Origin of the sequence: Paucibacter soli (genome assembly GCF_037482845.1) — a bacterium.
GTDB classification, from domain to species: domain Bacteria; phylum Pseudomonadota; class Gammaproteobacteria; order Burkholderiales; family Burkholderiaceae_C; genus Paucibacter_B; species Paucibacter_B soli.
In genome coordinates this window covers 148,074-170,952 of record NZ_JBBHJW010000006.1, presented here as the reverse complement: position 1 = coordinate 170,952, position 22,879 = coordinate 148,074, and the positions used below count along the sequence as shown (strand labels likewise).

At 68.4% G+C, this 22,879-nt stretch carries 16 protein-coding genes; 1 reads left to right on the top strand and 15 read right to left on the bottom strand.

Features of this window, described 5'->3' with window-relative positions; translation table 11 throughout:
* Positions 1-5 precede the first annotated feature (5 nt).
* From WG898_RS14030 to WG898_RS14010, 5 genes are all read right to left on the bottom strand, one after another.
* Complete coding sequence (locus WG898_RS14030; protein WP_339603430.1) at positions 6-2,909, bottom strand: ATP-binding protein; 2,904 nt, start codon at positions 2,907-2,909, stop codon at positions 6-8.
* Positions 2,906-5,275 (bottom strand): GAF domain-containing protein, encoded by a 2,370-nt coding sequence (locus tag WG898_RS14025; RefSeq protein WP_339603429.1) that lies wholly within the window; start codon positions 5,273-5,275, stop codon positions 2,906-2,908. The genes WG898_RS14030 and WG898_RS14025 overlap by 4 nt, the downstream gene beginning before the upstream one ends.
* Positions 5,276-5,373: 98 nt before the next feature.
* A complete protein-coding gene (locus tag WG898_RS14020; protein ID WP_339603428.1) occupies positions 5,374-6,270 on the bottom strand; it encodes an SDR family oxidoreductase in 897 nt (298 codons plus the stop codon).
* Positions 6,267-6,713: a GNAT family N-acetyltransferase gene (locus WG898_RS14015; RefSeq protein WP_339603427.1), complete on the bottom strand. Its 447-nt coding sequence runs from the start codon at positions 6,711-6,713 to the stop codon at positions 6,267-6,269. Before WG898_RS14015 ends, WG898_RS14020 begins: the two co-directional genes overlap by 4 nt.
* Entirely contained in the window at positions 6,713-7,732 is a 1,020-nt protein-coding gene (locus WG898_RS14010; protein WP_339603426.1) for an NADP-dependent oxidoreductase, read from the bottom strand. Before WG898_RS14010 ends, WG898_RS14015 begins: the two co-directional genes overlap by 1 nt.
* Positions 7,733-7,991: 259 nt before the next feature.
* On the opposite strand from WG898_RS14010, the gene WG898_RS14005 reads away from it, so the two are divergent.
* A complete protein-coding gene (locus tag WG898_RS14005) occupies positions 7,992-9,557 on the top strand; it encodes a methyl-accepting chemotaxis protein (protein ID WP_339603425.1) in 1,566 nt (521 codons plus the stop codon).
* Here the strand turns inward: WG898_RS14005 and WG898_RS14000 are convergent.
* The 10 genes from WG898_RS14000 to WG898_RS13955 all read right to left on the bottom strand — a co-directional run bounded on the left by WG898_RS14000 (position 9,503) and on the right by WG898_RS13955 (position 22,876).
* The gene (locus WG898_RS14000) at positions 9,503-10,771 is read right to left on the bottom strand and encodes a sensor histidine kinase (protein ID WP_339603424.1); all 1,269 of its coding nucleotides are present in this window, start codon (positions 10,769-10,771) and stop codon (positions 9,503-9,505) included. The genes WG898_RS14005 and WG898_RS14000 overlap by 55 nt on opposite strands.
* Position 10,772: 1 nt before the next feature.
* Complete coding sequence (locus tag WG898_RS13995; RefSeq protein WP_339603423.1) at positions 10,773-12,452, bottom strand: CheR family methyltransferase; 1,680 nt, start codon at positions 12,450-12,452, stop codon at positions 10,773-10,775.
* Positions 12,449-16,180, bottom strand: coding sequence for a response regulator (locus WG898_RS13990; RefSeq protein WP_339603422.1), 3,732 nt, complete (start codon positions 16,178-16,180; stop codon positions 12,449-12,451). Before WG898_RS13990 ends, WG898_RS13995 begins: the two co-directional genes overlap by 4 nt.
* Positions 16,181-16,271: 91 nt before the next feature.
* Positions 16,272-16,724, bottom strand: coding sequence for a PaaI family thioesterase (locus tag WG898_RS13985; RefSeq protein ID WP_339603421.1), 453 nt, complete (start codon positions 16,722-16,724; stop codon positions 16,272-16,274).
* 5 nt (positions 16,725-16,729) lie between these two features.
* The gene (locus WG898_RS13980) at positions 16,730-17,524 is read right to left on the bottom strand and encodes an SDR family oxidoreductase (protein ID WP_339603420.1); all 795 of its coding nucleotides are present in this window, start codon (positions 17,522-17,524) and stop codon (positions 16,730-16,732) included.
* Between the two features lie 13 nt (positions 17,525-17,537).
* On the bottom strand, positions 17,538-19,325 hold the full coding sequence (locus WG898_RS13975) for an acyl-CoA dehydrogenase (protein ID WP_339603419.1): 1,788 nt from the start codon (positions 19,323-19,325) through the stop codon (positions 17,538-17,540).
* Between the two features lie 16 nt (positions 19,326-19,341).
* Positions 19,342-19,761, bottom strand: a complete 420-nt coding sequence (locus WG898_RS13970) for a PaaI family thioesterase (RefSeq protein WP_339603418.1) — start codon at positions 19,759-19,761, stop codon at positions 19,342-19,344.
* 4 nt (positions 19,762-19,765) lie between these two features.
* Positions 19,766-20,179, bottom strand: coding sequence for a PaaI family thioesterase (locus WG898_RS13965; RefSeq protein ID WP_339603417.1), 414 nt, complete (start codon positions 20,177-20,179; stop codon positions 19,766-19,768).
* Positions 20,180-20,181: 2 nt separating this feature from the next.
* Positions 20,182-21,357 carry an acetyl-CoA C-acyltransferase gene (locus tag WG898_RS13960; RefSeq protein ID WP_339603416.1) on the bottom strand — a complete coding sequence of 392 codons (1,176 nt, stop codon included), beginning with the start codon at positions 21,355-21,357 and terminating at the stop codon, positions 20,182-20,184.
* Between the two features lie 34 nt (positions 21,358-21,391).
* On the bottom strand, positions 21,392-22,876 hold the full coding sequence (locus tag WG898_RS13955) for a M20 family peptidase (RefSeq protein ID WP_339603415.1): 1,485 nt from the start codon (positions 22,874-22,876) through the stop codon (positions 21,392-21,394).
* Between the last annotated feature and the right edge of the window lie 3 nt (positions 22,877-22,879).

Sequence of the window (22,879 nt, the reverse complement as noted above, 5' to 3'; positions counted from 1 at the left end):
ACAGATCAGCCCGCTGCGCCGGCTGCACATAGCGGCAGGCTGACCTGGAAGCTCGCGCCCTGGCCGGGCTGGCTGCACAGCTCGACATGCCCGCCATGCCTGCGCACGACCCGGCTGACGATGTCCAGGCCCAGGCCGCTGCCCTCGCCGGCGGGCTTGGTGGTGAAGAAGGGCTCGAAGATGCGGGCATGCAACTCGGGCGCGATACCGCAGCCCGTGTCCTCGATGCTCACGATCGCTCGGTCGCCCGCCCGCCGCAGTTGCAGCTTGAGCTGGCCGCGGTACTGCATGGCCTGCAGCGCGTTGTGGATCAGATTGGTCCAGACCTGATGCAGCGCATCCGGCTGGCCCTCCACCGCCGGCAGCGCCTCGAAGCCGCAGCTCAAGGTGACCCCGCTCCTGAAATACGGACGGTAGAGCGTCAGCGCGGCTTCCAGGCTGTCGCGCAGATCGAGCGCCTGCCAGGCGCCTTCGTCGCCGAGCTGCGCATGGTTCTTGAGCGCGAACACCAGCTTGGCAACCCGCTCCATCGCGCGCGACACATTGTCCGCACCATGCAGCAGCGCCGCCAATTGCCCGGCCAGATCGAAGATCTCGTCGCGCGCCGGGTGCAGCAGCAGCGGCAGGTAGTCGCGATGCTGCTGCTGCGCGCCCAGTTGCACCAGGCATTCGGCGGCGGCGCGGGCGGCGCCCTGCAGCAGCGGCTCCAGGCTTGCCATCAGGGCCCGCACCTGGGTGCGCTCTTCGCGCGTGCTCAGCGGCTCGGCCTGGCGGTGCGCGCCGCTCAGCAGACGCAGCAGCAAGGTCTGCTCGCTGGGCGCTAGCCGTGCCAGCAGCGCCGGCAAGCGCTCGCGCAACTGCAGCAGGGCAGCCTCGAAATTCATGCCGCTGGCCTTGACCGTCGCAATCGGCGTGTTGATCTCATGCGCCACATTGGCCACCAGCAGGCCCAGCGCGGCGAGCTGCTTGCGCTGCGCGGCCTGCGCCTGCACGCGGCCAAGCATCTCGACGGCTTCGGCATTACCCAGCGCAATCGCCGCATAGGCGCGCAGGGTGCGCAAGATCGCCAGCTCGCGTTCGCCATAGGCCTCGGGCCTGGGGCTGCCGATGCTCAGCACCGCCAGCAGGCGCTGTCCCAGCAGCACCGGCATATGCAGCGCGCTGCCCGCACCGTCCTGCTCGACTGCCAGCTCGTGCAGCGCCGCCTCATCGCCGTCCGGCACATGGATGGCGAACTGCGGCGCGTCCATCAAGCCCTGCACATGTCGATGCAGGGTGGCCAGGACCTCGGCGCGGTCCAGCTTGCCGGTGATCTCGCGCCCCATTGCCGCCAGCTGCTCAAGACTGGCCTGCGCATCGGCGAGCAGCCGGGCACGCGCGGCCTCGGACTCGGCGCGCTGACGCTGCAGCTCGCGTTCCGCTGCGGCCTGCGCGGTTTCCCGCGCCACCTGCATCGCGATGACCCGGTTCATCGCCGTCACGCTGTGGCTTTGCCGCCTGGCTTCGCAGGCCCGCAGCGCGCAGTCACTGGCCTGTTGCAGCTCGCCCATCACCGCATGCGCCTCGGACAGCGCGTCCAGCAGCTCGGGCTCGACGACATAGCCCGCCACCCTCGCGCCCAGGGCCTCAGCTTGCTGCAGGCATTGCAGGCGCAAACCGGCCTCGGCCCTGGCCCGTGAAGCCTCGCGCGCCAGTTCGCCGTGCGCGGCCGCCTGCACCTGCAGCGCCGCGATGCGATGCCTGGTCGGCGCGCGCGGCTCCTGCGCCACCGCCGCCGCGGCGTCGAGCGCCTGCCCGACGTCACCCAGCCCCAGCCAGGCGCGCGCCTGTCCGGTGCGCGCCATGCAGCGCAAGTCAATGCGCCCCAGGCGCAGAGCTGCCCGTTCGGCCGCTCGCAAGAGCTGCAGCGCGGTCTGGTGCTGGCCGCAATGCAATTCCAGTTCGCCCGTGTACAGCAGCGCAATCGCATGGGCCGGCGCACCCGGCAGCGCGGCGAAACGCCTGAGCGCCAACTGGTGCAGATCGCGCGCGGCCTCGAAGCGCTGCAGCTGCGCCAGGATGGCGGCCATGCGTGTCTGGGCGCCGGCCAGCAGCAGCGGCCAGCCCTGGCGCGTCGCCAGCTCCTGCGAGCGTTGCGCCCACTCCAGCGCCGACTGGTGGTCGTTCAGGCCATCGAGGTTGACGCTGGCGTTGACGGCGGCCACGCAGGCCGCACGCACGACTCCGCATTCCAGCGCCTCGGCATGGGCACGCAGGAACAGCTGTGCCGCGCCGGCAAAGTCGCTATTGAGTCCGGCGACCACGCCCTGGTAGCCATGGATGAAACAATCCAGCAGCACATGCTGGCCGGCGGGGTCGCTGGCAAAGGCCCGCGCCCAGAAACGCTGGGCCTCGTCGACGTCGACGAAGGCAAGCTCGCGCGCCTGCAAGACCAGCGCCAGCTGATGGCGCAGTGGGTCCGCCGGCTCGGCGCAGCGCGCCATGGCCGCGAGCGCCTCCAGATTCAGGGCACGGTCGCCACGCTCGGTGGCCAGCATGGCGCGCAGCAGCTGCGCGTCGGCGCAGCCGATGGCGTCGCCGGCGTCACCGAACTGCTGCAGCGCATGCTGGGCCAGGATCTCGGCGCTGTCCAGTTCGGCGGCCAGCCAGCGCGCCTCGGCAAACACCAGCAGCAGGCGGGCACCCAGGCGCAAGGCATCGTCCCGCGGCAACGCTGTGCCGCTGCCCAAGCGCTGCTGGGCCGCCTCTGCCAGCGCCAGGGCACGCCGGCTGTCGCGCTGGCGGCTGTGCCAGGCCAGCGCCACCATGTCCGGCAGCTGCTGGCGGGCAGCGGCCGCCTGCAGCGCCGCGAAAGCGCGCTCGTCAAGCGCAAAGGCCAGGCCAGGCTGCGCGGCGGTCATGGCACTCATGGCGCAGCGCCCCCCACCGACGCGCCATTGCGCTTGAGCGCCTGCACCAACTGGGCCAGGCTGTCCACCGCAGCGCCAAGCCCGGCCAGCTCCTGCGCGATGTCCGTACCACCGAGCAAGCGATGGCTCGATGCCCGTCCCGCACCGTTGGGCAGCAGGCGTGGGAGTTCGTCAAAGAGCTGATCCACCGCGCTGCCCAGGCTGCGCCCGGCGCCGCGGATCGCCGCGACCGGTGCGTCGACCTGCTGGGCCACATGGCTGATCATCTGCCCGAGCACGGCAAGCCGCTCGCGCTGCGCCAGCTCGGCCTGCGCCTGCTGCAAATGGGCCAGCACATCGGCATTCGCGAGTGCGATCGCGGCATAGGCGCACAGGCTGCGGAAGATCGAACGCTCGCGCTCACCATAGGCATGGGCCGCAAAGGCCTGGATGCTCAGCACGCCGAGCAGGCGGTCGCCATCCAGCAGGGGTGCGTACAGCTTGCTGCGGGTGTGCCGCGTGCCGGGAATGACAAAGCGATCGTCGGCATCGTCTTCGATCACGATTTCCTCGCGCGTGCGCGCGCAACGCGGCACGCGGCGGTCGGGGTCGTCGACGGCGCAGCGCACCTCGCCAAGGCTGTGCCCGTCCGCAACGCCGTAGACCAGGCGCAGGCTAAGACCATCGGCGTCCGGCCTGAACACCAACAGGCTGGCCATGTCGAGCATTTCGCCCACCCCTCGGCAGAGGGCGGCACAGACGGCCTCGGTCTCGAGATTGCTGGTAAGTTCCCGACCGATGCGGCCCAGTTGCTCCAGCGTGGTCTGCGCCTGCACCAGCAGCTGGTTGCGCTCGTTGTGAGACTGCGCAAGCTCGGCTTGCCGCAGACTCTCGACGCGGGCACGCTCGGTTTCCTGGCTGACTTCCATCGCGATCACGCGGTTGGTCGCCTCGCGCCCATGCAATTGCTCGTAGGCGCGGCTGGCGCGCTGCGCGTGCCGGCAAGCCTGGGCGGCATCACCGTGCGCCGCATATTCGCGCGCCAGCGCCTCATGCAAGGCGCCTGGCGTCGCATAGCCCTCGATGCTGTCCGCCAGCGCCAGGGCGCGACACAGGCAGGCCAGTGCCTGGCCATCGCGCGCTGTCGCCTCGCCGGCCGAGGCCGCGGCCTTGGCCACATGGATCTCGGCCAGCAACATCAGCGCGCCGATCTGGTCCGCCTTGGCCTTGCAGGCCAGCAAGGCCTTGCCGCCCACCTGCAGCGCCAGGTCCAGTTCGCCCTGGGCCCGCAGGGCGCGGGCCTGACCCAGCCAGGCATCGCCCTGCAGATCAGGGTTGTCGAGCGCACGAGCCTGGCGTTCCAGGTGTTGATAACAGTCCAGCGCCTCGGCCACCCTGCCGCTGTCCAGTTCCAGGCTGCCGAGGTGCTTCAGTGCCAGCGCCAGGGAGCGGGCCGCCGGCGCGATCTTGAGGAGCGCCAGCGCTTCGTTGAGCATCTCGCGGGCCTGCGCCTGCCGCTGCAGATCGCGCATCACCGACGCGGCCTGCACCAAGGCAAGCGCCAGCGTACTGGGCCAGCGGCAGCGACGCGCCAGCTCCAGCCCGCGCTGCAGCCACTCCGCAGCGGCGGGCAGGTCATTGAGGCGCATGAAGCCGACGCCAGCATTGCTGGCCTGGGCCACGGCACGCCGCAACTGCCCCGATGCCAGCGACAGCTCGTAGCCGCGCGCGAAGTGCCGGATCGAATCAGCATAGGCGCTGGACATGCCCGCCAACAAGCCCAGAGCGTCTTCAACCGAAGCGGCCTCGGCCGGCGCCAGCGTCTCATCTGCGCGCCGTGTTCGGGCTTCCCAGCGCTGGCGCGCGGCCTCGGGGCTGCGAAAGCACATGGCATAGACCAGGCCGGCCTCGGCAATGCCCTGGCGCGTCGCATCGGCCGAACCGAGCGCCTGCAACATCTGCTCATAGGCGAGGCAGACCTGGTCGCTGCTGACGCCACTGAGCGCCGCGATGGTCGCGCGCAGCGCATGCGCATCGGCGCAGGCCAACGGCTCGGCCAAGGGAGCAGCCTGGCGCAACACCTGCTGCAAGAGGGCTTCAGCGCCAGCCAGATCGGTGCGCAATATGGCCAGCTCGGCCAGCGTCAGCTGCAGTCGCAGCACCAGCCGCTGCTGCTCACTAGCCGCCAGCCCGGAGTGGGGCAATTGCGCTTGCGCCTCGGCCACAAGCCGCTGCGCGCGCTGCGGCTCGCGCTGACGCAGCTGCCACGCCAGCGCCACGCTCAGGCGCAGGCGCTCGGCGGCCGGGCCGCACGCGGCCGACTCGACCCACTGCGCCTCGAGCGCGGCCAGACTCTCCTGGCTGGCCGAAAACTCCAGCATCGCCATGCCTCTCCCTTGCCGACGCGGCCGCCCCACAGGACGGGGGCGCGACGCCCGCCCATGCTAGCAAGTTCGTGGCGCGCGCCGCCAGGGAAATGCCCGGCTCAATCGGCCTTCAGCAGGGCGGCGATCTGATGGCCGAGCTCGGGCTTGTCCTTGAAGGGGCTGCTGGGATTGCGCAGCTGCATCACATCTTCGAGCCGGGTCTGCACGCCCGACAACAGCTTCGGATGGCTGAATACATAGAAGCGCGCAGCGTCGGCAGCCTCGAACACCAGCGCCGCCACCTCGGCCGCGCTGACCTTGCCGGACGCAACCGCCTTCTCGCTCATGGCCTGCGAGACCAGCTGGCTCTTGGTGGGTCTGGCCGGGGCCAGATCGCCCGGCCGGTTGCGGTGGCTCTGCGAGATGCCGGTGGGCACGAAGAAGGGGCACAGCAAGGAGCAATGAACCTGCTCGGTGACCAGGGCCAGGTCTTGATAGAGCGTCTCGCTCAGGGCGACCACCGCATGCTTGGAGACGTTGTAGACGCCCATATTGGGCGCATTCACCATGCCGGCCATCGAGGCGGTGTTGACGATATGACCCTCGTAGGCGGGGTCGGCCGAGGCGGCGGCCAGCATCATCGGCGTGAACAGGCGCACGCCATGCACCACGCCCATCAGGTTCACGCCCAGCACCCATTCCCAGTCCGCCAGGCTGTTCTCCCAGATCAGCCCGCCCGAGCCGACGCCGGCGTTGTTGAAGACGAAGTGCGGGGCGCCGAAGCGCTGCTGCACCGCCGCCGCCAGCGCCTCCATCTCCGCGGCCTTGCTCACGTCCACCCGCATCGCCAGTACTTCGTGGCCTTCGAATTCCGCCGCCGCGCGCTCCAGCGCGTCGGCCTGCACATCACACAACACCAGCTTCATGCCGCGCTGGGCGGCCAGGCGTGCCACCTCCAGGCCGAAGCCCGAACCCGCGCCGGTGATCACAGCGGTCTTGCCTTGGTAGCTCTTCATGGACCGTCCTCCTGGCGCATATCGATGTGGGGGATGCCGTCTTCCTCGTACACCTGGGAGACGGGCGCGAAGCCCAGGCTGGTGTAGAAATCCTGCAGATAGGCCTGGGCCTGCAGGCCGACCGCCCGGCCCGGCCAGAGACGTTCGCAGGTGGCCAGGGCCTCAAGCATGAGCGCGCGGCCCTGGCCGGCGCCGCGTGCGGCAGCTGCTGTGACCACGCGGCCGATCTTGGGCCCCTCTTCTGCTTCGAGAAGCCTCGCATAGGCCAGCAGGCTGCCGTCCTCCGCGCGCCCCAGCAGATGCCAGGCGTCCAGGTCCTTGCCATCCGGATCGAGATAGACGCAGCGCTGCTCCACCACGAAGACCTCGGCACGCAGGCGCAGCACCGCGTAGAGGGTGGGCGCATCCAGCTCGTCCAGGCGAGCACATTGCCAGCTCAGCATCAGACCAGCTTGACGATTTGCTTGCCGAAGTTCCTGCCCTTGAGCAGGCCCAGGAAGGCCTCGGGCGCGGCGGCCAGCCCCAGGGCCACGCTCTCGCGGTACTTGAGCTTGCCGCTGGCCACCAGGGTGCCCAGTTCCTTGAGCGCCTCGGGCCAGACCTCCATATGCTCGGAGACGATGAAGCCCTCGACCTTCATGCGGTTGCTGAGGATCAGCTGCGGGTATTGCAAGGGGATGGGCGTGCCGTTGTAGCCCGAGATCATGCCGCACATGGCCACGCGGCTGAAGGCATTGGCGCGCAGCAGCACCGCGTCCAGCAACATGCCACCGACATTCTCGAAGTAGCCGTCCACACCGTTCGGGCAGGCCTCTTTGAGCGCGGCCGAGAGCGACTTCAAATCCTGATGCTGCTTGTAGTCAATGCAGGCGTCGAAGCCCAGTTCCTCCACCACATAGCGGCATTTGTCGGCACCGCCGGCAATGCCCACCGCGCGTGCACCGCGCAGCTTGGCGAGCTGCCCCACCGCACTGCCCACCGCACCACTGGCGGCGCTGACCACGACGGTCTCGCCCGGCTCGGGCTTGATGATCTTGACCAGGCCGTACCAGGCGGTGACGCCCGGCATGCCCACCGCGCCGAGATAGGCCGAGAGCGGGATATGGCTGGTGTCGACCTTTTGCAGCACGCCACGCTGACCGGCGTCGACCAGCTGGTACTCCTGCCAGCCGCCCATGCCCACCACCTGGTCGCCCGGCTTGAAGCTCGGGTTGCGCGACTCCACCACCTCGCCCGCCGTGCCGCCCAGCATCACCTCGCCCAGCGGCTGCGGCTGGGCATAGCTCTTGGCGTCGTTCATGCGGCCGCGCATATAGGGGTCCAGGCTCAGGTAATGGTTGCGCACCAGTACCTGGCCCTCGGCGAGCGCCGGCACGGCGGCCTCGACCAGCTTGAAGTTCTCGGCCGTGGGCTCGCCCTGCGGGCGCGAGGCCAAAAGAATCTGATGGTTGATACGGCTCATGGGCTGACGCTCCTGCTGACGAAACACGATGCTGCGATTGAATCATGCGTCCCGGGTCGGCAAAGTCCCATGGGCGACAAAAAAGCACGACCGTTCGCAAGCCAGCCATTTCGGCAGCCACAGCTCGCCCGCACACAAAACCGGAATCAGGCGCGACAAACCGGCGCAGTTTCAGCAAACTACACCCTCAACATGACGGTCGAATACGCGCGGGACCGGGCCCCAGGCCTGGCTGCGCACAAAACAAGGAGCTCAGGCAATGCAACTCTCCGACTACAAAATCTCCGTCAAACTGATCACGGCCTTTCTGATCGTGGCCCTGATCGGCGCGGCGACGGGTATCTTCGCCGTGTACAACATGAAGCGCATCAACGATGCGGACACCCGCTTGTACGAGCATGAGCTGGTGGGGCTATCCCTGATCAAGGAGGCCAACGTCGAGCGTCTCAAGGCCGTCGTGGCGCTGCGCGACGCCTTGCTGGCCACCGATGCGGCGGAGCGTGAAGCCGCCTTGGCAAGATTGACCGAATCGAAGGCCAAGAGCGTGCAGTTGATAGCGAAGCGAGAGGCGCTGGGTGTCGATGATGCGAACCGCAAGGCACTGGACGCTTTTCGCCAAGATTGGGCGCGCTATGACGAGCTTTCCAACGAGGCCGCCAAGCGCGTCAAGATCGCCGACCTGACCACCTCCAACGACGCGCTCAAGTTCATCAAGGGGCAGCTCGTGCCGCAGGCCAACGCAGCGGGCAAGGCCATGACGGAGCTGGCGCAGCAAAAGGAAGTGCAGGCCAAGGGCGTGTCCGACAGCAACGACGAGCTCTATGCCTCCAGCCGCAACACGACCGTGGTGCTGATTCTGCTCGGCGTAGCCTGCGGCGCGGGCCTGGGCATTGCCATCAGCCGCAATGTCTCCGAGCCACTGGGCCGCGCATTGAGAGCTGCCCAGCAGATGAGCGAAGGCGATATGAGCCAGGCCATCGACGCCCGCGGCAAGGACGAAACCTCGCAGCTGCTGCTGGCGCTGGAGACCATGCGCCTGCGCCTGCGCGACATCGTCGCCACGGTGCGTGGCAATTCCGAGAGCGTGGCCACCGCCAGCGCTGAGATCGCGCAGGGCAATTCCGACCTGAGCCAGCGCACCGAAGAACAGGCCAGCGCGCTGGAGCAGACCGCCGCCACCATGGACGAACTGGGTTCGACGGTGCGCAACAATGCCGACAACGCCCAGCAAGCCAATCAGCTGGCGCTGGGTGCCTCCGAGGTCGCCTCGCGCGGCGGCGAGGTGGTGGCCCAGGTGGTACAGACCATGGGTGGCATCAACGAGAGTTCACGCAAGATCGCCGACATCATCTCCGTGATCGATGGCATCGCCTTCCAGACCAATATCCTGGCGCTGAACGCCGCGGTGGAAGCCGCGCGCGCCGGCGAGCAGGGCCGCGGCTTTGCGGTGGTGGCCTCCGAGGTGCGCAACCTGGCCCAGCGTAGCGCCGAGGCCGCCAAGGAGATCAAGACACTGATAGGCGCCAGCGTCGAGCGCGTCGAGCAGGGCAATGCCCAGGTGGCGCGCGCGGGCGAGACCATGGAAGAAGTGGTCACCGCGATCAGGCGCGTCACCGACATCGTCGGCGAGATCAGCTCGGCCAGTCGCGAGCAAAGCGCAGGTGTCTCTCAGGTGGGCGAGGCCATCACCCAGATGGACAAGGTCACGCAGCAGAATGCCGCCCTGGTGGAACAGGCTGCGGCCGCGGCCGAGAGCCTGAGGCAGCAGGCTCAGGAACTGGTATCGGTGGTGGCAGTGTTCAAGCTGGACGCCTCGGCGCGCTGAGCCGCGCGCGGCGCCTCCAGCGGCAGGCGCACGCTGAAGCTGGCCCCACGCCCCGGCTCGCTGCTGGCGTTGAGCTCCCCACCCAGCAACCCGACCACCAGGTTGTAGCAAATCGCCAGGCCCAGGCCGCTGCTGCCCTGCCCGAATCTTGTGGTGTAGAAGGGATCGAACACGCGGGCCAGCACCTCGGGCGTCATGCCGCGGCCGTCGTCGCTATAGCGCAGCAGGCAATGGGCGCCGTCACGCTGGATGCTGATGGCGATGCGGCCACTGCCCTCGGCGCCAAAGCCGTGCAGCTGCGAGTTGGCAATCAGCTCGTCTAGCAGCTGGGCGATCGGGCTGGGATAGCTATCCATGCGCACGCCCTCGACCAGGGCCAGTTCGATATGCACGTCGGGCCGCAGCACGCGCGTGCGCGCCTCGGCGACCGCCACGGTCACGGCCTCGCCCAGATCGAATCGGGTGCGCGTCCAGGCATGTTCGTCGATGGCGATTTCCTTGAAGCGCGCCACCACCTGCGCGGCGCGGTTGAGGCCGTCGGACAGGATCTCGATGGCGGCGGCGTTGCTGGACAGGAAGCTGTCCAGGTCGCGGCGCCGCATGCCCTCGCCGGCGCGCCAATGCGCCAGCATTTCCAGCGTCTCCTCGCGCAAGGTGCTGGCCATCAGCTGGCAATTGCCGATCGGCGTATTGAGCTCATGCGCCACCGCCGCCACCATGGGCATGAGCGCGGCCAGCTTCTGGCTGCGCAACAGGCGCTGCTGGGTGTCGCGCAGCTCGCCCATGGCATGCATCAGCGAGTCGCGGCTGTCGCGCAGATCCTGATGGCCCTCATAAAGCCGGCGATACATGCGCATGCGGTTGAGCAGCAGGTTGCTCTCCAGGGGCTTGTAGAGATAGTCCACCGCACCCAGGTCGTAGCCGCGCTGCACGAAGTCCTCGGCCTTGGAGTAGGCCGTCAGGAACACGATGGGAATCTGGCGCGTGCGCTCCACCGATTGCAGATGCCTTGCGGTCTCGAAGCCATCCATGCCTGGCATGTTCACATCCAGCAGGATCAGGTGGATGGGCCGCTGCATGGTGATCAGCAGCGCCTCCTCGCCCGAGCGTGCCTCGCACAGCTCGAACTCCGGCAGGCCGGCCAGCAGGGCACGGATGGCCAGCAGATTGGACTCGCGATCGTCCACCGCCAGCACCACAAAGCTCCGGTCCATCTCAGCCCCTCCCGCGACGATGAAATATCTGGCCGCCTGCCCGCAGCGGCTCGAAACCGGCCGCTCGCGCTTGCAGACTCATGCCGTCCTGCGGCCCCAGCACCAGCAGCCCATCGGCATGCAGGGATTGGGCAAAGCGCTGCAGCACCTGGGCCTGCAGCGCCGCACTGAAGTAAATCAGCACATTGCGGCACACGATCAACTGGAACTCGTTGAATATACCTTCGTCCACCAGCGAATGCCGGTAGAACAACACCTGCTGCTGCAGGCTGGGCGCAACGCGCCCGAGCCGACCGCGCGTGCTCAGGTAGCGCGACAAATCGGCCTGGCCGCCGCTGGCGCTGTAAGCGGCACGCGCGGCCTCCACAGCCTGTGCCGGATACAAGCCACTGCGGGCCATCTCCAGCGCGTCGGGGTTGAGGTCGGTGGCAAACAGGTGGCTGCGCTCGGCCAAACCCGCCTCGGCCAGCATGACCGCCAGCGAATAGGCCTCCTCGCCGGTCGAGCAGCCGGCGCACCACAGCTTGATGACCGAGAAACTCTGCAGATAGGGCAGCGCCTGCTCGCGCAGTTCGCGCAGCTGCTCGGGATGGCGAAAGAAGCTGGTCACGCCCACCGGCAACTCGGCGTTGAAGCGCTCCAGCACGGCCGGATCGCACAGCACGGCGAGCTGGAAGTCCAGGAAGCTCGGCAAGCCCAGCTGACTCATCAGCTGGCGCACGCGACGCTCAAGGCTGTCGCGCTGATAGTGGCGAAAGTCCTGGCCGCAATGGGCACGCAAGGCCTCCAGAAACAGGCCCAGCGGCGCCTCGGTCCAGGCATCGCCGGCCGCCGCCGCGGCCAGCACGCTCACCAGCGCCGGCAGGGGCAGCACCCGCTCCACATGCCCGGCGTCGCGCGCCGCATCGGGCATGACGCGGGCGTCGCCGCAATCGTCGCCGCTCTCGGCCAGCACCATGGCACCGGCCTGGCGCAGCGCCGCGCAGCCCTGCACGCCGTCCTGCCCATAGCCACATAGCAGGGCCGCCAGCACGCCAGCGCCATACTCGCCGGCCAGCGATTCGAACAGCACATCGATCGAGGGGCGCGCATATTGCACCGGCCGATCGCGCGTCAGATAGATCAGGCCATGGGCCACCTTCATGTGGTGGGCCGGTGGCGCCACATAGATGGTGCCCGCTTGCACCGGGCTCAGCTCGCGCGGCATCAGCACCGCATAGTCGGTGCGCACCTTGAGCAACTGGTCGAGCAGATTGGGCTGCTCGGGATGCACATGCTGGGCGATGAAGACCGTCAGGGCGCTGCTGGGCAGTTGCTCGACGATGCGCAGGATCTTGTCCAGGCTCTGCGCCGAGCCCGCCAGGGCCAGCACGCGAAAAGCCTGCTGGCGCCGTGGCGGCGGCGCGGCGGCGGCCTGGCGCACCGGCAGCCCCAAGCGCGCCAGGCGCTGGGCCAGGCGGCCATGGTAGGCCAGGATCTTGAGCGGCAGGCCGGCGTCCAGGCGCGCGCAGAGCTGCTCGATCAGGGCCGTGGGGAGCTGGTCGGCGTCGTAGCAGCGCAGCTCGCGCGGGCCCTCGCCCGGATCCGCCAGCCAGGCCCGCAGGCGCTCGACATCCGCCTCGGCCAGCTCATGCCCCAGCAGCGCGGCGACCTGTCCACCGGCCTGGAAGTGCAGGCTCACGGCGCCAGCCCCGTGCGGCCCTGGCACCAACGCTGCGCGGCCGCGATCAAGACCTCATAGTCCACCGGCTTGGAGAGGAAATCGTCCGCGCCCGCGGCCAGCATGCGTGCACGGTCGGCCGGCAGGGCCTTGGCCGAGAGCACCACCACCGGCAGCTGCGCCCAACGCGGCTGGGCACGGATCGCGGCCAGGGCCTGGTAGCCATCCATCTCCGGCATCATGATGTCCATCAGCACCAGATCCACCTCCTGCTCCTGCAGAAAGTCCAGCGCCTTGCGCCCGTTCACCGCGGTGCTGACACGCGCGCCATGCTTCTCCAGCGCCGCGATGATGACGAAGAGATTGCGCGGATCGTCGTCGGCCACCAGGATGCGCCGGCCCGCCAGGCTGGCGCTGCCGGCGCCGCTGCCCGCTGGGCTGCGCGGGCTCGCGGGCACCTGGCTGAGGAAGCGCTCGATGTTGTGCAGCAGGCGCTGGTAGGCCTGCCCCGACTTGACGATCAGGCTGTCGGAGAAGGCACGCAGGCGCAGCTCGGCCTCGCTGTCCAGCGCCGCGTCGGTGTAGAACAGCAGGGCCGCCTGTGGCTGCGCCTGCTTGACGGCGCTGCACAGGGCCAGGTTTTCGTCCAGCGTGCGCCCGGCCAGGTCCAGCAGCACCAGGCTGAAACGCTGTTGCTGCAACAAGGGCAGCACCGCCTCGCCGCGTGCCAGCGCCAGCAGCCGGCCGCTCCCCTTGGGCAGCAGCGCCTGCAATTCCTCGCGCCGCAGGCTCTCGCCCTCCAGCAGCAACAGGCAGGCTTCGCCGTGCGCGCCCACATGCGCACCCACATGCGCGCCCACCTCGTCCAGCAAGGCCGCCTGGGCGGCCAGCAAGCTCTCGTCGGTGACCGGCTTTTGCAGATAACCGATGGCGCCGCCCTCGCCCAGCAAGCTGGCGTCGCGGTCGCGCGCCGAGACGATGTGCACCGGGATATCCTTCAGCTGGGCATCCGTCTTGAGCAGGTGCAGCAGCTCCCCGCCGTCCATATCGGGCAGACCCAGGTCCAGCAGGATGCCGCGCGGCTGGTAGCGGCGCGCCAGGCTCAGGCCTTGCGCGCCATCGGCCGCCACCAGCGTCTTGTAGCCCTTGCGGCGATTCAGGCTCATCAGCGCGCGCCCCAGCACCGGGTCGTCGTCGATCAGCAGGATGCTGCGGTCGTCCGGCGCCAGGTTGTCGCGGTCGTCGCGCCAGCCTGGCTCGGCGGGCGCGGGCGCCGAGCCCACCAGGGCGGGATCGGCGGGCGCGCTGGCCTCGGCGGGCAGCGCCAGTTCCGGCAGGCACAGCACGAAGCTGCTGCCCTGCCCGACCACGCTGCTGAGCTCGATGCGACCGCCCAGCAGCTGTGCCAGGCGCTGGCTGATGGTCAGGCCCAGGCCGGTGCCACCGAACTCGCGCGAGGTGGAGCCATCTGCCTGTGCAAAGGCCTCGAAGATCAGGCTTTGCTTGTCGGCCGGGATGCCGATGCCGGTGTCCCGTACCGCCAGGCGCAGCGGCAAATCCTGGCCGGGCTCGCGCCACAACTCCAGGTCCACGCGCCCCTGGCGGCAGAACTTGAAGGCATTGCTGAGCAGATTGCGCAGGATCTGGCCCAGCTTCTGCGGGTCGCTGACGAACGGGCCGGCCACGGCGTCGCGCACCGCGAAGCTGATGCCGCGGTCCTGCGCCAGCGGCTCGAACAGCTCGCTCAGCTCACCCAGGAGGTCTGCGCTGGCGATGGACTGCAGCTGCAGATCGAGCCGGCCGGCCTCGACCTTGGCCAGGTCCAGCACATCGTTGATCAGGCTCAGCAGCTCCTGCCCGGAGCGGTGTATCACCTGCACCCACTGGCGCGCCTGCTCGGCGTCGCGGGTCTGATCCTCCATGCTCAACATCTTGGACAGCAGGATGATGGAGTTCAGCGGCGTGCGCAGCTCATGCGACATATTGGCGAGGAACTCGGACTTGTAGCGGCTCGCCTGTTCCAGGTCGCGGGCACGCGCGTCGAGCTCGGCACGCGAGCGATCCAGCTCGCGGTTGCGTTGCTCCAGCCCGGCCTGCGCCGCCTGCAGCTGGCCATTGGACTGCATCAACTCCTCGGTCTGCTGCTGCAGCTGTTGCTGCTGCTCTTCCATCTGCGCGTTCGCCTGCTGCAGTTCCTCGGCCTGCTGCTGCAACTGCTGTTGCTGCTCTTCCATGCGCGCATTGCTCTCGCGCAGCAGCTCGCTTTGCTCACGCTGCTGGCGCTCGGCCGCCTCGGCGGCGGTCAGCATGGCACGCACGCGGGCGCGCTGCTGCGCCAGATACAGCGCCGCCGCCAGCATATGGCTGGCGCTGCCCAGATACTCCTGCTGCAGTTCGTCCAGCGCCTGCATGCTGGCCACTTCGAGCACGCCCAGCAGCTCGCGCTCGTGCAGCAAGGGTTGGCTGTAGGTGTAGCGCGGATTGGCACTGCTGGTGCCGGTGACGATGGGCGCGAGTTCCTGGCCGCCGACCTCCAACGCAATCGGCTTGCGCTCGCGCGCCACCTGGCCAATGGCGCCCTCGCCCAGCGCATAGCGCTCGCCCACGCGGCTGCGCTGCGTGTACATATAGCTGGCCAGCAGGTCCAGATACGTGCCCTGCTCGGCCAGCAGATAGACCACTCCGCGGCCCGCGGCCAGATAGCGCGCGATCAGGCTGAGGCCAAGCTCGGCCGCCTCCTGCTCGCTCATGTCGCGCGCCAGCGCCTCGGACAGCTGGGCGTAGCCGTCCTTGAGCCAGTTGCTGCGCGCCTCCTGGCTGCGCCCCTCGCGCAGCTGCTGCATCATGCGGTTGATGGCCAGGCCCAGGCGGTCATTTTCCGAGGCCAGCATCACCTCCTGGTCGAGCTTGCCCTGGCCAATGGCGTCGGCGCGCTCGGCCAGATGCCGCATCGTGTGCACCAGCGACTGCATGCGCGCCATCACGCTGTGTTCGTCGCCGGGGCGCAACCGCAAGCGCACGTCCACATCGCCCGCGGCCAGGCGCCCGGCCACGCGCATCGCCTCGGCGGGCTCGCCGCCGAGCAGGCGCAGCAGATCGCGCAATATGAAGTAGTTGATCAGGCCGATCATGGCCAGCACCAGCACGCCCAGGCCGATCTGCATGCCCACCGCCGCCTGCTTGATGCGCAGCGCCTCCGCCATGCTCTGCTTGCCCAGCGTCACGTTGTAGGTGATGTGTTCGTCCACCACATTGGCGAACTGGCGCGACACCGCGTTGTTGCCCAACAGGATCTCGCGCGCCGCCGCAAAGCCCGCCTCGCCACGGCGCGACTGCGCCAGCATGGGCTCCAGCGAGGGCTGGTAGCGCAGCCACAGCGCGCGCTCCTGTTGCAGCAGGTCGCCATCCCGGGCATCGACGATGCAGGCCTGGCCCAGGCAGCCGTCCTGGGAATAGGCACGCAAATGCTGCTCCACCAGCTCGCGATAGCGCGTGATCTCGCCCTCGATCTCCTGCATGGGCGCCGCCTCGAATGTCATCACATGGCGGGCCACCGCATGGCGCAAGAGCAGGAAGTCGCGCCGCAACTGATCCAGCAGCACGATGCTGGGCAGGTTGTTGCTGGCGACGATGCTGCTGCTGTCGTAGATGCGCTCACTTTCGCGGTAGGCCAGCGATATCAGCAGCGTCACGGCCAGCAGCACCGCCAGGGCGGCCAGGATCAGCTTGCGCTGTACGGTGAGTTGCATGCGGCGGCCTCCGTAGCGTGGGCTGGCAGAGTTGACCATAGGCGGCAGGCCGGCGGCAAGCCTGCCACCGGCTGTCGCCCGGCCACCACGCTCAGCCCTGGCGAAGCGTCTTCACGCTGCGCCCCCGCCCCGGCAGCGCCTTCAGGTATTTGAAGGTGGCGGTGGCATGGGCGCAGAGCTTGCCGTCCTCGCCCAGCACCGAGCCCTCGCAGAAGGCCATGGTGGTGGAGCGGTGCAAGAGCTTGCCGATGGCGCGCAGCTCGCCCTCGCCGGGGCGCATGAAGCTGGTCTTCATTTCGATCGTCACCACGCCCGGACCGAAGCCGGGCTGCTCACGGTGGATGCTGCGCGCCGCATGGGCCATGGCCACGTCCAGCAGTGTCATCAGCACGCCGCCATGCGCCACCTCCCAGGAGTTGAGGTGGCCCTCCTGCAAGTCCACGCGCAACTCGGCCACGCCATCGCCCATGCTGTGCAGCTCGAAGCCGAGCCGCTCGACAAAGGGGATGTGGACGGGGAAGGACAGCTTGGTCTTGCTCGACATCGATCTCAGGCTCCGTGAATGGCGGAGACGCCGCCATCCACGGCCAGTATCTGCCCGGTGATGTGCTTGCCCGCCCTGGAGGCGAACAGCAGGGCGGCGCCCTTCAGGTCCTCATCATCGCCGATGCGATTGAGCGGCGCCTTGGCCGCCATGTTCTCCTCGCCCAGCGCGGCCAGCAGGCCCTTGGTCATCTTGCTGGGGAAGAAGCCCGGTGCCAGCGCGTTCACGGTGATGCCGTATTGGCCCCATTCACCCGCCAGCGCACGCGTGAAGTTCACCGCCGCGCCCTTGCTGGTGTTGTAGGCAATCGTCTTCATGGCCGGCGTGTTGCCGGCCAGGCCGGCGATCGAGGCCACATTGATGATGCGGCCATAACGGCGCGGGATCATGCTCTGGCGCGCCGCTTCCTGGCTCATCACGAACAGGCTGCGGATGTTCAGGTTCATGACCTTGTCCCAGGCCTCGAGCGGATGCTCCTCGGCCGGCGCGCCCCAGGTGGCGCCGGCGTTGTTCACCAGGATGTCGATCTTCCCCAGGCGCTCCATGGTCTGCGTGACCACGCCGCGCGCCTGCGCCTCGTCGGCGGCGTCGGCGGCGATCCAGCGCGCATCGATGCCGCGCGCCTGCAAATGCGCCACCGCCTCCTCCAGGTCGCCGGCCTTGCGCGAGCTCAGCATGATCTTGGCGCCAGCCTCGCCCAGCGCCTCCGCTATCTGCAGGCCCAGGCCGCGCGAGCCGCCGGTCACCAGGGCCACCTGGCCGCTGAGGTCGAACAAATCCTGTACCTTGCTATTGCTCATCGCTAATCCCCACTCAAAACCATTGATCCTGCATCTCGCGCGCCAGCGGTTCGCGGCTGGCCGCCACCGCCAGCCAGGCGTCTATCTTGGGCAGCTCGTAGACATAGAAGTAGCGTTGCGCGGCCTGCTTGCCGCGCGCGAAATCGCTCTCGCCAGGGGCCGCCAGCACCACATCCAGCCACAGCCAGGCCAGCACCAGATGGCCGAAGGCCTGCATATAGGGCGTGGCATTGGCCAGCGCCTCTTCGGGCACGCCGCTGGACCAGGCCGATTTGGTGGCCTGGCCGACCCGGGCCAGCGCCGCGGCCAGCTCATTGGCATGGCTGGCAAGACCTGGCACCGCGAGCGCCGCCTGCACCGTCTGGTTGATACGGCCGGCCAGGGCCATCAGCGCGGCGCCGCCATTCATCACCACCTTGCGGCCCAGCAGGTCCAGCGCCTGAATGCCATGCGTGCCCTCGTGGATCATGTTGAGGCGGTTGTCACGCCAGTACTGCTCGACCGGGAAGTCGCGCGTGTAGCCATAGCCGCCCAGCACCTGGATCGCCAGGCTGTTGGCCTCCAGGCACCATTCGCTGGGCCAGCTCTTGGCGATCGGGATCAGCACCTCCAGCAGCAGCTCAGCGGCCGCGGCCTGCTCGGGCGTGCCGGTATGCTGCTCGTCGACCAGGCGCGCGCAGAACAGCTCCAGCGCCAGCGCACCCTCGACATAGCTCTTCTGCGCCAGCAGCATCCGTTTCACATCGGCATGTTCGATGATGGGCCGCTGCGGCGCGGCCGCGTCCTTGCCGCCCTTGCCCATGGGCCGGCCCTGCGGGCGCTGGCGCGCGTAGGCAAGGCTGGCCTCGTAGCCGGCATAACCCAGCATGGCAGCACCCAGGCCCACGCTGATGCGCGCCTCGTTCATCATGTGGAACATGCACTTCAGGCCCTCGCCCGGCTGGCCAACCAGATAGCCGACGGCGCCCTCGTTTTTTTCACCGAAGTTCAGCAGGCAGTTGCTGGTGCCCCGATAACCCAGCTTGTGGTTCAGGCCGGCCAGCCGAATATCGTTGCGCTCGCCGGTCAGCTCGGCCCTGGTGTTGACCAGATGCTTGGGGCAGATGAACAGCGAGATGCCGCGCGTGCCGGGGATGGTCTTGCCATCCGCCCCCGGTATCTTGGCCAGCACCAGATGGATGATGTTCTCGCTGATCTCATGCTCGCCGGCCGAGATCCACATCTTGTGGCCCTTGAGGCGGTAGCGCGGGCCCAGCGGGTCGGTCTCGTCCTCCAACACCGCACGGGTGGCCACATCGCTGAGGCTGGAGCCCGCCTGCGGCTCGCTCAGGCACATGGTGCCGAACCAGCGCCCGGCAAACTCGTTTCTGGCAAACACCTCGCGCTGCATGGGCGTGCCATGCGCCATCAGCAGATTGGCATTGCCGTTGGTGAGCATCACATAGCCGCCCATCGCGACATTGGCCTTGCTGAAAAATGCATTGGCGGCCATCTCGATCACGCAGGGCAGCTGCATGCCGCCAAGCTCATAGTCCTGCGCCGCCGCCAGCATGCCGGATGCCACATAGGCGGCCAGCGCCGCATGAGTGGACTCGGGCAGGTGCACGCGCTCGCCGTCGAAGCGGGGTTCCTGCGTGTCGGCCTCGCGGTTGAAGGGCGCGAACTTCTCGCGCGCGATTCGCTCGCAGGTATCCAGCACCGCGGCAAAGGTCTCGGCGCTGTGCTCGGCGAAGCGTTCGCGCCGGGTCAGCTCGCTGACCTTGAGCCAGTCATGCAAGAGGAAATCCAGGGTCTGGCGCAAGGCGTTCTCCTCGAAGCTAGATCTTCACGACGGCCATGGTGGCCGAGAGCCGCGCCACCAGCTGCGACGCGCCGTCGGCATCGCAGAACACATCGGCTTCGGTGAAGATGAGCTGGCGGCCGGGCTTGATGACGCGCGCCTCGCAGCGCAAGACCTGACCCTTGGCGCCGCGCAGCAGGCTCAGCTTGAGTTCAGCGGTCAGCGCCATATGGCCTTCGGGCACCAGGGTCTGCGCGGCCCCGCCGGCGCTGTGATCGGCCAGGGTGGTGATCACGCCGGCATGCACGACGCCGCTGTGCTGCAAATGGCGCGGCTCGATCAGCAGCCGGCTGCGGCACAGGCCGTCGCCTATTTCCAGCAACTCGGCACCCAGGTCGGCCACAAAGGGCGCGGCGCGGAAGACGCTCTGATATTGGGCCAGGCGCGGGTCGCTCATGGCATCAGCCCAGTTTGACGATGGTGCCCTGCGCCAGTGCGCAGAGTTTTTCTTCGCCGCCAGAGACGGCATAGACCTCGCAGCGGCACACCGCCTGGCTCTTGCTGACATGCACCGCCTCGGCGCGCGCGATCAGGCGCTCGCCCAGGCCGGGCCGCAGATAGTTGATCTTGAACTCCGAGGTCACTACCGGCACCTGCAGGGCCGTGCCGCCGGCATAGGTCAGCGCGTTGTCGGCCAGATAGCTGAGCACACCGCCGTGGGCAAAGCCGTTCTGCTGCTTGAGCTTGTCGGTCAGAGGCAGCTGCAGCTCGGCCTTGCCGGGCTCCAGCGCCGTCAGCTCCGCACCCAGCAGCTGGCTGAAGGCCTGCTGGGCCAGCACCTCGCGGCCCATGGCCAGGAAGGCTTCGGGGCTCATGCTCACAACACCTCGAACACACCGGCGGCACCCATGCCGCCACCGATGCACATGGTCACACAAACCCGCTTGGCGCCGCGGCGCTTGCCCTCGATGAGGGCATGGCCGGTGAGGCGCTGGCCCGACACGCCATAGGGATGGCCCACCGCGATGGCGCCGCCGTTGACGTTCAGGCGCTCCATCGGAATCCCCAGCGTGTCGGCGCAATACAGCACCTGCACCGCAAAGGCCTCGTTGAGTTCCCAGAGGTCGATATCGGCCACCGTCAGGCCCAGCTTCTTCAAGACCTTGGGCACCGCGAACACCGGACCTATGCCCATTTCGTCGGGCTCGCAGCCGGCCACCGCGAAGCCCAGGAAGCGGCCCAGGGGCTTGAGACCATGCTGCTCGGCGTATTGCTCGCTCACCACCACGCAGGCGCCAGCGCCGTCGGAGAACTGGCTGGCATTGCCGGCCGAGATCAGGCCGCCGGGCAGGGCCGAGCGCAGGCCATGGATGGCCTCGAAGGTGGTGCCCTCGCGCAGGCCCTCGTCGGCGCTGACGGTCACTTGCCTGGTCGTCAGGCCCATGGTCTTGTCGGCCACACCGGCGGTGACGGTGATGGGGGCGATCTCGTCATTGAACTTGCCCGCCGCCTGGGCCGCGCAGGCGCGCTGCTGGCTCTGCGCGCCGTAATGGTCCATGCGCTCGCGGGAGATGCCGTAGCGCTCGGCCACCTTCTCGGCGGTCTGCAGCATGCTCCAGTAGATCTCGGGCTTGTTCTTGGCGAGCCAGCTCTCGGCGATCATGTGGCGATTCGCCTCGTTCTGCACGCAGGAGATGCTCTCCACGCCGCCGGCCACATAGACATCGCCCTCGCCCGCCATGATGCGCTGCGAAGCCATTGCGATGGTCTGCAGGCCGCTGGAGCAGAAGCGGTTGATGGTGACGCCGCTGACCGTGATGGGCAGGCCGGCGCGCAGCGCGATCTGGCGCGCGATATTGCTGCCGGTGGCGCCCTCGGGGGTGGCGCAGCCCATCAGCACGTCCTCGATGTGCGCGGCCTCGATGCCGGCGCGCTCGACGGCGGCCTGCACCGCATGGCCGCCCAGGGTGGCGCCATGCGTCATATTGAAGGCGCCCTTCCAGCTCTTGGCCAGGGGGGTGCGGGCGGTGGAAACAATGACGGCCTTGCTCATGCTGCTAGCTCCTTGAATGCGGGGATGCTGGTGGTCACTTGGCGGCTTCGCTCACCAGGCGGTGATAGAAGCGGATCATTTCGGCCAGGTTGGCGCTGGCCATGCGTTCGTTCGTGCCGTGAAAGCGGCTCAGATCCTCGGGCTTGGCGCGCACCGGCGAGAACCTGAAGATGTGATCGGAGATGGCGGCGAAGTGGCGCGAATCGGTGGCGCCGGTCATCAAGCCTGGCGCCACCAAGGTGCCCGGGAAGACCTCGCGCAGTGTGGTGGCCACGCGTTGGTAGGCCGCGCTGTCGGTGGGCGAGACGGGCGAGGGCTCGGACGAACCCGGCAGGGTGCTGAGTTCGAATTTGTCGGCGCCCTGCCGCGGCAGGCTGGCCTTCACATGGGCCAGCAGCTGGGCCTGGGTATCGCCTGGCAGCAGGCGGAAGTTCACCGTGGCCTGGGCCTCGCCGGGCAGCACATTGTCCTTGTTGCCGGCGTGCACGATGGTCAGCGCGGTGGTGGTGCGCATCAAGGCATTGGTGGCCGCACCCTGCTCCAGCTGCCTGGCCACCAGCGGCCCGAACAGCCAGAGATTGGACAGAGCCACGCGGCCGAAGCCCTGCATCTCGGGTGCGATCACGTCGAACATCTCGCGCGCGATGCCGCGCACGCCGCCGGGTAGCTGATCGTCGTCCAGGCGCTTGAGCGCGGCGCTCATCATCGCGATCGCGCTCTCTCCCTTGGGCGGCGGCAGACTGGAATGCCCAGGCGTGGCCGGCACCTTCAGCTGCACCGACAGATAGCCCTTCTCGGCAATGCCGATCAGCGCCGCCGGCTTGTCCAGGCCCTTCAGAATGCCCTCGGTGATCAGCAGGCCCTCGTCGATGACGAAGTCCAGCCTCACGCCGCGCTGCTGCAGCAGCCTGGCGATCTCGGCCGCACCATGCAGGCCGCCCACTTCCTCGTCGGCGCCGAAGGCCAGATAGATGGTGCGGCGCGGTCTGAAGCCGCTGGCGGCCAGCATCTCCACGGCCTCCATCTGCGCGATCAGATTGCTCTTGTTGTCCCAGGCGCCGCGGCCCCAGACAAAGCCGTCCTTCACCGTGCCGGCGAAGGGCTGCTCGCTCCACTTCGCCTCCGTGCCCGGCGCGATCGGCACCACGTCCTGGTGCGCCAGCATCAGCATGGGCGCGGCTTGGGGCTCGCTGCCCTGCCAGCGATACAGCAGGCTGTGGCCGCCGATCAGCTCGCGCTGCATCAGCGCATGGGCCTTGGGATAGTCGCGCTGCAGCTGCTCATGCAGGGCCAGGAACTGATCGCGGTTGAGCTCGGGCTGATCGTGCGAGGCGATGGTGCGCAGCCGTATCGCCGCGGCCAGGCGCTGGGCCGCGCCGGCCTCGTCCACCGCCAGCACCGGCAGCGGCGCCACGTCGATCTGGCGCGAGCCCTTGCGCCAGGTGTTGATGGCCAGGGCAGCCAGCAGCAACAGCAATGCGGCGAGCAGCGCCAGCAGGATTCGCTTGATGATGGGCATGCG

Bases quoted from the DNA above. Each gene is read 5' to 3' on its own strand.
- WG898_RS14030 (WP_339603430.1), bottom strand. From the start codon at position 2,909: ATGAGTGCCATGACCGCCGCGCAGCCTGGCCTGGCCTTTGCGCTTGAC.
- WG898_RS14025 (WP_339603429.1), bottom strand. From the start codon at position 5,275: ATGGCGATGCTGGAGTTTTCGGCCAGCCAGGAGAGTCTGGCCGCGCTC.
- WG898_RS14020 (WP_339603428.1), bottom strand. From the start codon at position 6,270: ATGAAGAGCTACCAAGGCAAGACCGCTGTGATCACCGGCGCGGGTTCG.
- WG898_RS14015 (WP_339603427.1), bottom strand. From the start codon at position 6,713: ATGCTGAGCTGGCAATGTGCTCGCCTGGACGAGCTGGATGCGCCCACC.
- WG898_RS14010 (WP_339603426.1), bottom strand. From the start codon at position 7,732: ATGAGCCGTATCAACCATCAGATTCTTTTGGCCTCGCGCCCGCAGGGC.
- WG898_RS14005 (WP_339603425.1), top strand. From the start codon at position 7,992: ATGCAACTCTCCGACTACAAAATCTCCGTCAAACTGATCACGGCCTTT.
- WG898_RS14000 (WP_339603424.1), bottom strand. From the start codon at position 10,771: ATGGACCGGAGCTTTGTGGTGCTGGCGGTGGACGATCGCGAGTCCAAT.
- WG898_RS13990 (WP_339603422.1), bottom strand. From the start codon at position 16,180: ATGCAACTCACCGTACAGCGCAAGCTGATCCTGGCCGCCCTGGCGGTG.
- WG898_RS13985 (WP_339603421.1), bottom strand. From the start codon at position 16,724: ATGTCGAGCAAGACCAAGCTGTCCTTCCCCGTCCACATCCCCTTTGTC.
- WG898_RS13980 (WP_339603420.1), bottom strand. From the start codon at position 17,524: ATGAGCAATAGCAAGGTACAGGATTTGTTCGACCTCAGCGGCCAGGTG.
- WG898_RS13970 (WP_339603418.1), bottom strand. From the start codon at position 19,761: ATGAGCGACCCGCGCCTGGCCCAATATCAGAGCGTCTTCCGCGCCGCG.
- WG898_RS13965 (WP_339603417.1), bottom strand. From the start codon at position 20,179: ATGAGCCCCGAAGCCTTCCTGGCCATGGGCCGCGAGGTGCTGGCCCAG.
- WG898_RS13960 (WP_339603416.1), bottom strand. From the start codon at position 21,357: ATGAGCAAGGCCGTCATTGTTTCCACCGCCCGCACCCCCCTGGCCAAG.
- WG898_RS13955 (WP_339603415.1), bottom strand. From the start codon at position 22,876: ATGCCCATCATCAAGCGAATCCTGCTGGCGCTGCTCGCCGCATTGCTG.